11 protein-coding genes are annotated in these 11,830 nt (G+C 57.4%); 4 read left to right on the top strand and 7 right to left on the bottom strand.

Translation table 11 applies throughout. From position 1 onward, the window contains the following. Nucleotides 1–23: 23 nt before the first annotated feature. The 4 genes from INF77_RS15095 to INF77_RS15080 all read right to left on the bottom strand — a co-directional run bounded on the left by INF77_RS15095 (nucleotide 24) and on the right by INF77_RS15080 (nucleotide 5,105). Complete coding sequence (locus tag INF77_RS15095; protein WP_193531851.1) at nucleotides 24–2,405, bottom strand: glucose/quinate/shikimate family membrane-bound PQQ-dependent dehydrogenase; 2,382 nt, start codon at nucleotides 2,403–2,405, stop codon at nucleotides 24–26. Between the two features lie 255 nt (nucleotides 2,406–2,660). Further along, nucleotides 2,661–3,584 (bottom strand): LysR substrate-binding domain-containing protein, encoded by a 924-nt coding sequence (locus tag INF77_RS15090; RefSeq protein WP_028013097.1) that lies wholly within the window; start codon nucleotides 3,582–3,584, stop codon nucleotides 2,661–2,663. 182 nt (nucleotides 3,585–3,766) lie between these two features. Continuing rightward, nucleotides 3,767–4,651 carry an SDR family oxidoreductase gene (locus INF77_RS15085; RefSeq protein ID WP_028013098.1) on the bottom strand — a complete coding sequence of 295 codons (885 nt, stop codon included), beginning with the start codon at nucleotides 4,649–4,651 and terminating at the stop codon, nucleotides 3,767–3,769. A 64-nt stretch (nucleotides 4,652–4,715) separates the two neighbouring features. Then, nucleotides 4,716–5,105, bottom strand: a complete 390-nt coding sequence (locus INF77_RS15080; RefSeq protein WP_008502282.1) for a YdeI family stress tolerance OB fold protein — start codon at nucleotides 5,103–5,105, stop codon at nucleotides 4,716–4,718. A 139-nt stretch (nucleotides 5,106–5,244) separates the two neighbouring features. Here INF77_RS15080 and INF77_RS15075 point away from each other — a divergent pair, with 139 nt between their 5' ends. From INF77_RS15075 to INF77_RS15060, 4 genes are read left to right on the top strand one after another with little or no spacing between them, the layout of a single operon-like run. Then, complete coding sequence (locus INF77_RS15075; RefSeq protein WP_048959564.1) at nucleotides 5,245–5,748, top strand: hypothetical protein; 504 nt, start codon at nucleotides 5,245–5,247, stop codon at nucleotides 5,746–5,748. Nucleotides 5,749–5,757: 9 nt separating this feature from the next. Next, a complete protein-coding gene (locus tag INF77_RS15070) occupies nucleotides 5,758–6,204 on the top strand; it encodes a DUF421 domain-containing protein (protein ID WP_028013100.1) in 447 nt (148 codons plus the stop codon). Between the two features lie 11 nt (nucleotides 6,205–6,215). Next, the gene (locus tag INF77_RS15065) at nucleotides 6,216–6,734 is read left to right on the top strand and encodes a 2-oxo-tetronate isomerase (RefSeq protein WP_047368522.1); all 519 of its coding nucleotides are present in this window, start codon (nucleotides 6,216–6,218) and stop codon (nucleotides 6,732–6,734) included. 17 nt (nucleotides 6,735–6,751) lie between these two features. Then, nucleotides 6,752–7,738 carry an SDR family oxidoreductase gene (locus INF77_RS15060; protein WP_193531852.1) on the top strand — a complete coding sequence of 329 codons (987 nt, stop codon included), beginning with the start codon at nucleotides 6,752–6,754 and terminating at the stop codon, nucleotides 7,736–7,738. Here the strand turns inward: INF77_RS15060 and INF77_RS15055 are convergent, their stop codons facing one another. From INF77_RS15055 to INF77_RS15045, 3 genes are read right to left on the bottom strand one after another with little or no spacing between them, the layout of a single operon-like run. Beyond that, on the bottom strand, nucleotides 7,739–9,364 hold the full coding sequence (locus tag INF77_RS15055; RefSeq protein WP_193531853.1) for an alpha-amylase family protein: 1,626 nt from the start codon (nucleotides 9,362–9,364) through the stop codon (nucleotides 7,739–7,741). A gap of 8 nt (nucleotides 9,365–9,372) precedes the next feature. Then, entirely contained in the window at nucleotides 9,373–10,383 is a 1,011-nt protein-coding gene (gene cydB, locus INF77_RS15050) for a cytochrome d ubiquinol oxidase subunit II (RefSeq protein ID WP_028013104.1), read from the bottom strand. Beyond that, nucleotides 10,383–11,786, bottom strand: a complete 1,404-nt coding sequence (locus tag INF77_RS15045; RefSeq protein WP_028013105.1) for a cytochrome ubiquinol oxidase subunit I — start codon at nucleotides 11,784–11,786, stop codon at nucleotides 10,383–10,385. Before INF77_RS15045 ends, cydB begins: the two co-directional genes overlap by 1 nt. Nucleotides 11,787–11,830: the final 44 nt, after the last annotated feature.

Here is an 11,830-nt window from a genome sequence, read left to right as displayed (position 1 = left end):
CTTTCGGTCCCTTTTTTCATCCGTTACTGCTTATCGGGTAACGCGTACGCGATAACGTAATCACCGCGATCCGGCGACTGGCGAGCGCCCCCGGCGTTAATGACGATGTACTGCTTACCGGTTTTCGGCGAGACGTAGGTCATCGGGCCGGACTGGCTACCGACCGGCAGGCGGTCCTTCCAGATCTCTTTCCCGGTGGCGGTATCAAACGCGCGCAGGTAGAAATCCTGGGTGCCGGCGAAGAACAGCAGGCCGGACTGGGTTGATAGCGACGCGCCCAGCGTTGGCATCCCGATTGGGATTGGCATGTGCATGCGAATGCCCAGCGGGCCGGTATCTTCTACGGTACCAACCGGTACCTGCCACACCAGCTTGCCGGTTTTCAGGTCAACGGCCGACATGGTTCCGAACGGCGGCTTCTGGCACGGAATGCCCAGCGGCGACAGGAAGCGTTCGCGCATTGCGCCGAACGGCGTGCCGTCCATCGGGACAATCCCCATCTCAATGCCGCTGGCGTTTTTCGCCACGTTCGCGCGCGGCACCATGTAGTTTGCCAGCCCCAGACGCATATCGTTGACGAACATCAGGCTGTTGTTCGGGTCAACGGAGACGCTGCCCCAGTTCATCCCGCCGAGCGAGCCGGGGAACTGCAGGGAACGGTCGAGACCCGGCGGGGTGAAGACGCCCTGATGACGCATCTCTTTAAACTGAATGCGGCACAGAAGCAGGTCGACAGGCGTCGCCCCCCACATGTCGGACTCGGTCAACGTCTGGTTGCCAATCATCGGCATGCCCACGGAGTACGGCTGGGTCGGAGAGTACCGTTCACCTTCAACGTTACCCGCCGGAACTGGACGTTCCTCCACCTTCGCCACCGGCTTGCCGGTTTCACGGTTGAGCATAAAGATCATGCCCTGCTTGCTGGTCTGCACCAGTACAGGCGTGGTGCCGCCTTTGCCGTCCGGCAGGTCGTACAGCAGCGGCTGGGAAGGCAGGTCGAAGTCCCACAGGTCGTGGTGGGTGGTCTGGAAATGCCAGCGCACCTGTCCGGTGGCCGCGTCGACGGCGACGATGGAGGAGCTGTATTTATCGTCCAACGGGGTGCGCTCGCCCGCCCAGAAGTCCGGGGTGGCGTTGCCGGTTGGCAGGTAGATCAGGTTCAGCTTAGCGTCGTAAGACATCGCAGACCAGACGTTCGGCGTACCGCGGGTATAAGTCTGGCCTTCCGGCGGCAGGCCGGTCAGGTTCGGATTACCCGGATCCCACGCCCAGGCCAGTTTACCGGTGTGAACGTCGTAGGCGCGCACCACGCCCGGCGGCTCGCCGGTAGAGAAGTTATCCGCGACGCGACCGCCGACGACAACAACGTTTCCGGCAACCAGCGGCGTGGAGGTCTGCTGATAATAGCCCGGCTTGATCTCACCCATGCCAACGCTCAGGTCAACGGTGCCATGGTCACCAAAGTCGTCGCAGAGCTTGCCATTATCCGCATTGATGGCAATCAGACGGGCGTCGGTGGTCGGCAGGAACAGGCGGCGAGGGCATGCCGCTGGCGATGTCCCGGTCTGTGACGCTGTCACGTTTGCATGATCTTCAAAGTAGCCCAGACCACGGCAACGCTGCCAGTTCGGCGCGGTGGCTTTCGAATCATAACGCCATTTTTCTTTCCCGGAATCCACGTCCAGCGCCAGCACTTTACTGTACGGCGTGCAGACATAGAGCGTGTCGCCAATCTGCAGCGGCGTGTTCTGATCTTCCGCACCGGAGCCGTTGCTCTGCGGAATATCCCCGGTGTGCGCCACCCAGGCGACTTTCAGATCGCTGATGTTTTGCTTGTTAATCTGGTCCAGCGCGGCGAAGCGGTCGCCGTGGGTGGTGTTGCCCCAGTGTTCCCAGTTTTTCTGCTGTTCGCCTGGAGCAACGGGTTTCACCGGAACGGGCTCGTTCGCCGCCACGAGGGTTTGAGGCTTAAACATCCAGCCGAGGCTGACCAGCATCGCCAGTGCGAGAACCGCCGCAACGCCATAAGCCGGTGCTTTATTCGCTGCGCCGCGGTTTGCCGCGCGCAGGAAAGGCCAGACGATGGCGCAGAGGAAGGCCAGTACGGCGAAGGTGAACAGGCGCGAGAAGAGAGGCCAGAAATCCCAGCCCGCATCGCTTACCGCCCAGAACAGCGAGGCAATAAACGCGATGCCGTAAAGCACGATCCCGCTGCTGCGATTGAGGAAAATCAGTAGCGCGGCAATGACCATCACCACGCCCATTATCACGAAGTAAAAACTTCCGCCTACGGCGGCGAGCTTGAAGCCCAACCCGCCGACCGCCAGACCGATGAGCAACATCAGTCCGGCAAGGAGCCACTGCAAAATACAAGGTATCCCGCGCGGCGCGCTGCCAAATGCCATTTCTGTCTCCTTTGAATCTCTCCGCATTGCCGGGTGTGTACCATCTGGATAATAAATGCGGGGAGAGCAATGATTAAAACGAGTGAATTCTTGTTTATATAACGATTCGCGAACCAAATGGTGAATCCGCCATTATGATAAAACTGTTAATTTGTTTTACGCAATTGTTAATGGATCATTCCGCATTATTTGATTAACGCACAGCCCAGTTGCCTCTGACACAGGGAGAGGCAACTGGGTGAGGGGTGAAGGGAATCAGACAGGCATAGATTTACGGATAGCGCTCAGTAGCGTTTGTGCGCCCGTGGAAAGGGGAGTATCCACCCGGGTCAAAATACCGATGGGTTCACCCGCACCCGGGGAGGCGATCGGCAGGGCGGTCAGCGTGCCCTGACGCAAATCATCTTTTACCGCACCGGAGGGGACGAACCAGACGTAGTCATAATCCAGGGTAAGCTGGCGCGAAAGAGAAGCCGAAAGCGTTTCGATGCACCCTGAGGGTAGCGTACACCCCTGCATCTGCAGCAAGGTTTCGGCGGCCTGGCGCGGGACGGTCCCTTTCGGGCAAACCACCACCGGCCACTCCATCACCCGGCTTAACGTCACCGTGTCCTGCAGCAGGGGATGATCGGGTCGAACCACCAGCTTCAGGGATTCCAGGAACAGCAGTTCATAATTGAGACCGCCCATCAGCTCGGGGTCGGACATTCGACCGATACCGAGATCAAGCTCACCCGATTTCAGCCCCGCGAGCAGCATGGTGTTATTCATGGTGGCAACCTGAATAGTGGTATTGCGCTGCTGCTTGTGGAACTGACCAATAACGGGCGGCAGGATCCCCAGCGCCGCGGTTGGCAGGGCGCCGACGCGCACCACCTCGCTGGTCTGCTCTTCTTTTCGGTGCAGGGACTGGCCTGCGGTGTTGAGCGCATCCAGCACCTTCACGGCGTGCGTCAGGAACTGTTCGCCCACCAGAGTCAGCTGTGCCCCCAGCCGACCGCGGTCAAATAGACGGGCGCCGGTCAGCTGTTCCAGCTCGTTAAGGGTTTTTGAGAGCGCGGGCTGGCTCAGGTTAAGAGTTTCAGCCGCGCGCCCCAGCGTTCCCTGTTGAGCGACGGCCACAAATGTATGCAAATGGCGCAAGCGTATGCGCTGACTGAACAGACCATTTTTTTCCATAGGCGATGTTAAAAACAGAGCGATGCGGGTGACAAGTTAAGTTGTTTAATTTTGATAACTTGATAGCAAAATATTTTTAACATTTGATCTGTTTGAGTTACAACATGTTTTTCAGGCGAGGTGGGTGATGAACGTCCTTGTTCATTTATTGCTCACTGCGGAGGGATAAACTACAAACCGGTTTAGATCACGCCGTCGCCGCCGTCTGAACACCATACCTGACCGGAGGTAAAGGAACACTCATCCGAGGCCAGCGTGACGTACAGCGGGGCAATCTCGACGGGCTGTCCCGGACGACCCAGCGGGGTATCCCCCCCGAACTCCTTCACTTTCTCCATCGGCTGGCCGCCGCTGGACTGGAGTACCGTCCAGTACGGGCCGGGGGCGACCGCGTTGACGCGAATGCCTTTCGGACCCAGCTGTTTGGCTAAGGATTTGGTAAACACCGCCAGACAGGCCTTCGTCTGGGCGTAGTCCAGCAGTACGGGGCTGGGCTTCACCGCCTGAACGGAGGAAGTGTTAATGATCACGGACGACGCTTTCAGGTGGCGCAAGGCGGCCTTGGTGATCCAGAAGGGGGCGTAAACGTTGGTTTTAAACGTCGCGTCAAAATCTTCGGTGGTCAGCTCTTCAAGGGATTCCCGGAACTGCTGACGGCCTGCGTTGTTGACCAGAATATCCAGCCCGCCCAGCTTCGAAACGGCTTCTTCGACCAGATTCTGACAAAAGGTCTCGTCCCGCACGTCTCCGGGCAGCGCGATGGCCTTGCGGCCTTCCGCTTTGATCAGGTCGATGACCTCGGCGGCATCTTTCTCTTCTTCAGGCAGATAGTTGATGGCGACGTCTGCCCCTTCACGGGCGTAGGCGATAGCCACTGCGCGTCCAATCCCGGAGTCGCCACCGGTGATCAGCGCTTTTTTGCCGGCAAGGCGGCCATGCCCTTTATAGCTTGTTTCACCGTGGTCGGGTACAGGCTGCATTTCAGACGCCAGCCCCGGCGGCGTTTGCGGCTGTTCCGGGAACGGGGGTTTCGGGTAAGCGTTCGTACGTTGTGTAGTATCACTCATAGCTGACTCCTTAAGCCAAGGGGTGAGATTTGATGGATAGTTGCAGCGTTAACGCTTCGCTGAATTATTTCTGCAAACGATCAACACGAACGACGGCAGGCGATGATTTTTTATCAAGCGAACCGTTGATACTGATCATCTGATCGGGTTTTACCGTTCTGCCGTCGAAGACTGCCTGGGGAATAATAACGTCGATTTTTCCGGTTTTATCCTGGAATACAAACTTATCGCCGCTACCGTCAATAAGATTACCGCGCAATGATATTGTCGCGCCATCGTGCAATTGTTTTGCCTGATCGATGGTCATAATACGCGCGTCGTCGGTTCCACGATATCCGCTGTCCAGCGCGTGGGGCGGTGGCGGTGCTTCACCTTTTTGTAACCCGCCGTTATTATCTGCCCATGCAGCTGGAACCAGAAATATCAAAAAAGCGGAAATAAGTGATAATTTCATCTGATATCCTTCATTTTTGAGTGTCTTGACATATTAAGTATTGTTGCTATTCCTTTATGTGGCAAATGTGATAAGTCTTAAAAACATTTTCTTTGGAAATCAAAACTATCTTGAAATAAGCGAAACGGTGACAACGACTATGAAGCATGAAAATGAAAAGTTACCCGGGATAGATGAGAGTTATCGCTTGTTGAGGTTTGAATATTCATTTCGCCAGGTGGGTTTTGTTGTCCTCCTGGCTATTATCATCGCAGCGGTTGCTGGTCTGTTTTCCAGCGGGGTGGTGAGCGATACTGCCAAAACCAATTCCGCTAACTCATTGAGCATAAACTATGAACGCTTCGGCCGGCGGGAGACGGAGTCAAGAATGCAGGTCACCTTCCCGGTGAAGACGGAGGGCAGCTATACCCTCAGCCTGACCACCGACAGCAGCGACGTGTACGAGCCCGGCAGCGTCTGGCCGCAGCCAGACAAAATGTATAGCCACGGCAAAACCCTCTATTTGGTCTATGACGACCTGCAAAAATCAGACAACTTCTCTGTTTTATACTTCACGACACCTTCCAGAGCCGGTAAATGGAACACCGTCATCCGCGTCAACAACGAGCCGGAGATTAACCTCTGGCAATTTATTTACCCCTAGGAGGCTGATATGGATATGGTCTTTCGCGCGCTGGCGATTTATCTGTTTCTCGTGGTGGTATTTAAAGTGGCAGGGCGACGGGCGCTGCTGCAGATGACCAGCTTTGATCTCATCCTCCTCTTAATTATTAGTGAGGCGACGCAGCAGGCGCTTTTGGGGCAGGATTTCTCCGTTACCGGCGCAATGATTACCATTACCACGCTGGTGGTCGTTGACATTATATTTGGCCTGATGAAGAAATATTTTTCCCCGGTGGAGAATATTCTTGATGGGACCCCTGTGATTCTGGTTGAGAATGGCGTTCCATTAGCGGATAAGCTAAAAAAAGTCGACGTATCTTGTGATGATATTCTGGTGTCAGCGCGTCAAAATAATGGCATTACAGAACTTAGCGAAATTAAATATGCCATACTTGAGCGCAATGGACATATTTCAATCATTCCTGTTGAAAAATAAGAGGCGGCAAGATGAGCAATCTTTTACACGACAGTCATTATACCGTGAGTGAACTCACCAAAAAGCTGGCGAGTAAATTAACCGATGCCGGGCTGCGCTTAACCACCGCGGAATCCTGCACGGGAGGAAAGCTCTCGGTGGCGCTGTGTGCAGAGGAAAACACGGCCGATTTTTATGACGTCGGGCTGGTTGTGTTCAGCGATGAAGCCAAATCGCGGATCCTCGGCGTGCGTCAGGAGACGCTGGCGCGCTATACCGCCGTCAGTGAACAGACGGTGACCGAGATGGCCGCCAGCATCCGCGACATTGCCCAGGCGGATATCAGCATCGCCATCAGCGGCTACGCGGGTCCGGAAGGGGGCGATGACGGTACGGCGGCGGGAACGGTCTGCTTTGCCTGGAATATCTGCGGTGAGACGAAAACCCGCACCGTCCTTTTCTCCGGCGACTGCCAGGATGTGGTGGAAAAAGCGGTGCAATTTTCGCTCGCTGAACTGGTGACAACATTGTCGGACGGCAATAACGGCTAAATTCACGCGGAGGTTCTATGGCGGTCATAGTGATTACCGGCGGGACGGCGGGCGTGGGAAAAGCCACGGCGCTGAAATTTGCAAAGGCAGGTTACGATGTGGGGCTTATCGCCCGCGATGAAGCCAGCCTGCACTCCACCCAGGAAGAGCTTCGCCGCTTCGGCGTTAATGCCCACGCGGTGCAGGCGGACGTCGCCGACAGCCAGGCGGTGGTGGATGCGGCTAACGAGATTGAGTATCGCCTCGGGGCGATTGATGTCTGGGTCAACAATGCGATGGGGGCCGTGCTGGCGCCGTTTCGTACCCTGACGCCGGATGAGTTTCGTCGCGTGACGGATGTTACCTATCTCGGATTTGTTAACGGCACCCGCGCCGCGCTGGAGCTGATGGTGCCCCGCGACAGGGGGGTGATTATTCAGGTGGGGTCCGCGCTGGCCTACCGTTCCATCCCTTTGCAGTCGGCCTACTGCGGGGCCAAAGCGGCGATCCGCGGATTCACCGATGCGGTGCGCACGGAGCTGATGCACGAGAACAGCCGGGTTCAGCTTTCCATGGTGCAGATGCCGGGGCTCAATACGCCGCAGTTCGAATGGGCAAGGAATAAGTTCGCCTGGGCGATGCGACCGGTGCCGCCGGTCTTTGAGCCTGAAGTGGCCGCCAGCGCCATCTTTAAGGTTGCGCAGAAACAGGTGCGAGAGCTGTGGGTGGGCAGCAGCACTATCCAGTCCATCGTCGGGCAATTCTTCTTTCCGGGCTACCTTGACCGTCTGATGGTAAAAAAAGCCTGGGAAGGCCAGATGACCGACGATCTGAACGCAGCGGATCGGCGGGACTATCTCGACCAGCCGATTGACGACCTGCACAAAATCCATGGTCGTTTTACCGATGAAGCGAAGAACCGCGCTACGTCCGTCACCTCCGGTATGCCGGGCAAGGTGGCGCTGGGGGCCCTCGCGGTGGCCGGGATTATGCTGACGCGTCTGATAACCCGCCGGAAACGCTAATCAGCGCAGCGCGCTGCGGTGCGTCCAGAACCAGCGGTAGCCGTAGGCGCCAATACTGAGTTCGACGGTTTTGCCGCAAACCAGCGCGTCGTCGTAGCGTTTGTCCGCGAGGCAGGCGGTCCAGGTGGCGTTTCGGATCCCTCTGGCGGTGAACTGCACCGGCTGGTCGCTGAAGTTAACGAAGGTCAGAATGCTGCGCTCGTCGGTCTCGTAATAGATCCCCAGCACCGCGTCATGATTGAGGGTGATGAGGCGAAAGGGCGCCACGGCAATTTCGGGGAACTCCGAGCGGGTATTGGCAATATCAATAATCCGGTGGAGGAGCGAGTTGCGGTGGAGCAGCGAATCGGCGACGTTGATTTTCTGATAGCGGTAGGGGCCGTGGTCGATTATCGGCGCAATAAATTTTTCAGGATCGGCTGCCGAAAAACCGCCGCCCTGTGAACCTGCCCACTGCATTGGGGTGCGGACGGCGTAGCGCTCCTCCAGTTCAAGGTCGTCACCCATGCCGATCTCATCCCCGTAGCGCATCACCGGGACGCCCGGCAGGGAAAAGAGCACCGCGTGGCAGAACGCCAGCCGCTTTGGATCGCCATTCAGCATCGGGGCCAGACGTCGGCGGATCCCACGCTGATAGACGTTCATCTCCTCGTCAGGGGCGAAGGTGTCGAGCACGAACTGTTTATCTTTCTGGCTAATCCCTTCCAGATCCAGCTCGTCATGGTTGCGCAGCCAGTTGGCAAAACAGCATGAATCTGGCGGGACGATCATTTTCTTCACCGCGTTGCGCAGCGGGCGGGCGCTTTTTCTGGCCAGGCTGACGTAGAAATACTTGTTGAGCCAGAAGTTGAGCACCAGATGCAGGCGGTCGTTATTGCCGAAATAGTCTTTATAAACCTCAACGTCTACGTCCACTTCGCCGAGCAGGATCGCATCCGGATTACGCTGTTCGATAAGACGGCGCATGTGCTCCAGGATCCACAGGCCCTTTTTCTCGTCACCGTTGCCCGCCTGCTTCGTGAGGTGTGATGCGGCATCCAGTCGAAATCCCGATACCCCCAGCTTGAGCCAGAAGAGGATAATATTCTCAATCTCCTTAAGCACGGCGGGCGAGGTCAGGTTCAGGTCCGGCTCGTGGCGGTAGAACATGTGCCGGTAATACTGTCCCGCTTCGTCGTCCCAGCTCCAGACGCTCTTTTCCACGCCGGGGAACATAGGTGGCGTATCGTCGTCGTCGTTATCCGACCAGATATAGTAATCGCGATAGGGCGAGGCGGGGCTGCGGCGGGCCTGCTGGAACCAGGGATGGGCGTCCGAGGTGTGCTGGATCAGCAGCTCAATAATAACCTGCATGCCCAGCTCCCGGGCCTGTTCGATAAAGGCGATGATATCGGCCAGTTTTCCGAAGCGGGGATCCACCTGCAGATGGTCGCTGACGTCGTAGCCCTCATCGAGAAAGGGCGTGAGGTAAAACGGGGTGATCCAGATAACCGTCGCCCCCATGCGGCGAATATAGCGCAGCTTGGCCGCGATCCCGGCGATGTCCCCGCAGCCATCGCCGTTCATATCGTAAAAAAGCGCGGTATCAATCTGGTAGATAATGGCCCGTGTATGCCAGTCCGTCATAGCGTTCCTCAGTGATAGCCTTCAGTATCCGAAACTTTGCCCCGGAAGACGTAGTAGCTCCAGGCGGTGTACACCAGAATCACAGGAATTATCAGCAGGGTCCCGACCAGCATAAATAGCTGGCTGGCGGGGGGCGCCGCGGCTTCCCACAGGGTGATGCGCGGCGGAATAATATTTGGCCACAGGCTGATACCCAGGCCGCTAAATCCGAGGAAGATCAGCCCCAGCGTCAGCAGGAAGGGGCGCGAGTGGCTGGCCGGGTTGCGGGTCAGCCGCCAGATCAGCACGCTAAACAGGCCTACCAGCAGGGGAACCGGCAGGAACCAGAAGAAGTTGGGCAGGGTAAACCAACGGTCGGCCACGTACTGCCAGCCGAGCGGCGTCCAGACGCTGACAACCGCGATCACCACCATCAGGGCCAGCAGCACGTGGCGGGTTAGCTCGCGCATACGGCGTTGCAGGGCACCTTCACTTTTCATGATAAGCCAGGTGGTGCCCAGCAGCGTGTAGGCGACCACCAGGCCGATACCGCAGAAAAGGTTAAAGGGCGTCAGCCAGTCAAGCGGCGAGCCCACAAAGCGTCTGCCCTCAACCTCAAAGCCGTTGATCACCGCCCCCACGACGATCCCTTGACTGAAGGTGGCGAGCAAAGAGCCACCGGCGAAGGAGTAGTCCCAGAACTTGCGGTGCGAAGGCGTCGCTTTAAAACGAAACTCAAAGGCGACGCCGCGAAAGATGAGGCCGATCAGCATCGCGGTAAGGGGGATAGTGAGCGCATCAATGATCACCGCGTAAGCCAGCGGGAACGCGCCGAACAGCCCCGCGCCGCCGAGCACCAGCCAGGTCTCGTTGCCGTCCCATACGGGCGCTACGCTGTTGACCATCACATCGCGCTCTTTCGCATCGCCCACGAAGTTAAACAGCAGGCCGATGCCCAAATCAAAGCCATCCATAATGATGTACATCAGCGTGGCAAAGACGATGATGGCAAACCAGATAACAGAGATATCGACGCCCATCAGTTTCTCTCCTGTTCCGGAACAGACTCCGCGGCAGACAGTGGACGGGCGGGGGTGCCCGACGTGTTTGACGTCAGCGTATCGACGGGCTGCGGGCCTTTCTTAATCAGCCGGATGAGGTACACATAGCCCACGCCAAACACCGACGAGTAGACAACGAAGAACGCCAGCAGGCTGATGCTCATCTGCAGGGTGCTGTGCAGGGAGACCGCGTCAATCGTGCGCAGATAACCGTAAACCACCCACGGCTGGCGGCCCACTTCGGTGGTCACCCAACCGGCGAGCAGCGCCACCAGACCCGCGGGCCCCATGCAGAGGGCAAACCACTGAAACGGACGCGAGTGGTAGAGCCGGTGGCGATAGCGTAGCCAGAGGCTGACCAGACCGAGGGTAATCATCAGCAGGCCCATTCCGACCATGATGCGAAACGACCAGAAGACGATGGTCGAGTTTGGGCGATCCTCTTTCGGGAAGTCCTTCAGCGCCGGGACCTGCTTATCGAGGCTGTGCGTCAGGATAAGGCTGCCGAGCGCGGGAATTTCAAGACCGTATTTGGTGCGCTCCTCGTCCATATCGGGCAGGCCAAACAGCAGCAGCGGCGTGGCCTCGCCGGGCGGATTTTCCCAGTGCCCCTCTATGGCGGCAATTTTGGCTGGCTGATGCTCAAGCGTGTTCAGGCCGTGCATATCGCCCACGACGGCCTGAATGGGGGCAACCAGCAGCGCCATCCACATCGCCATGGAGAACATGGTGCGTATGGCAGGGGTATCGTTACCGCGCAGCAGGTGCCATGCGCCCGACGCGCCGACAAACAGCGCGCTGCTCAGAAATGCGGCGATGGCCATATGTATCAGGCGGTAAGGGAAGGAGGGGTTAAAGATAATCGCCAGCCAGTCCTGCGGAATGACCTGCCCGTTCTCGATAGTAAAACCCTGCGGGGTGTGCATCCAGCTGTTTGAGGCGAGGATCCAGAAGGTCGACATCAGCGTGCCGAGCGCCACCATGCAGGTTGAAAAGAAGTGCAGCCCAGGGCCAACCTTGTTCCAGCCGAACATCATTACGCCAAGAAAGCCGGCTTCCAGGAAGAAGGCGGTTAACACCTCGTAGGTCAGCAGGGGACCGGTAATACTGCCTGCGAACTGGGAGAACCCGCTCCAGTTGGTGCCGAACTGATACGCCATGACCAGCCCGGAAACGACACCCATCCCGAAGTTAACGGCAAATATCTTGAGCCAGAAGTGGTACAGCGAGCGCCAGACGTCGTTTTTGGTGCGCAGCCACATGCCTTCAAGCACGACCAGATAGCTGGCAAGACCGATGGTGATCGCCGGGAAAAGAATGTGAAACGAGACGGTAAAAGCGAACTGAATTCTGGCGAGATGAAATGCATCAAGTTCGAACATGGTCCGTACCTCTGAAGCGATGGGGCACGAGAATTGCCGGGCAG

Origin of the sequence: Enterobacter cloacae complex sp. P1B (assembly GCF_014982345.1) — a bacterium.
Taxonomy (GTDB): domain Bacteria; phylum Pseudomonadota; class Gammaproteobacteria; order Enterobacterales; family Enterobacteriaceae; genus Enterobacter; species Enterobacter bugandensis.
Note: the sequence above shows the minus strand (reverse complement) of the source record. Positions and strands in the feature narration are given on the sequence as shown.

What these genes read in the sequence shown, in the direction of transcription:
- INF77_RS15070 (WP_028013100.1), top strand. Translation starts at nt 5,758, where the DNA reads ATGGATATGGTCTTTCGCGCGCTGGCGATTTATCTGTTTCTCGTGGTG.
- INF77_RS15075 (WP_048959564.1), top strand. Translation starts at nt 5,245, where the DNA reads ATGAAGCATGAAAATGAAAAGTTACCCGGGATAGATGAGAGTTATCGC.
- INF77_RS15065 (WP_047368522.1), top strand. Translation starts at nt 6,216, where the DNA reads ATGAGCAATCTTTTACACGACAGTCATTATACCGTGAGTGAACTCACC.
- INF77_RS15085 (WP_028013098.1), bottom strand. Translation starts at nt 4,651, where the DNA reads ATGAGTGATACTACACAACGTACGAACGCTTACCCGAAACCCCCGTTC.
- INF77_RS15045 (WP_028013105.1), bottom strand. Translation starts at nt 11,786, where the DNA reads ATGTTCGAACTTGATGCATTTCATCTCGCCAGAATTCAGTTCGCTTTT.
- INF77_RS15095 (WP_193531851.1), bottom strand. Translation starts at nt 2,405, where the DNA reads ATGGCATTTGGCAGCGCGCCGCGCGGGATACCTTGTATTTTGCAGTGG.
- cydB (WP_028013104.1), bottom strand. Translation starts at nt 10,383, where the DNA reads ATGGGCGTCGATATCTCTGTTATCTGGTTTGCCATCATCGTCTTTGCC.
- INF77_RS15090 (WP_028013097.1), bottom strand. Translation starts at nt 3,584, where the DNA reads ATGGAAAAAAATGGTCTGTTCAGTCAGCGCATACGCTTGCGCCATTTG.
- INF77_RS15060 (WP_193531852.1), top strand. Translation starts at nt 6,752, where the DNA reads ATGGCGGTCATAGTGATTACCGGCGGGACGGCGGGCGTGGGAAAAGCC.
- INF77_RS15055 (WP_193531853.1), bottom strand. Translation starts at nt 9,364, where the DNA reads ATGACGGACTGGCATACACGGGCCATTATCTACCAGATTGATACCGCG.
- INF77_RS15080 (WP_008502282.1), bottom strand. Translation starts at nt 5,105, where the DNA reads ATGAAATTATCACTTATTTCCGCTTTTTTGATATTTCTGGTTCCAGCT.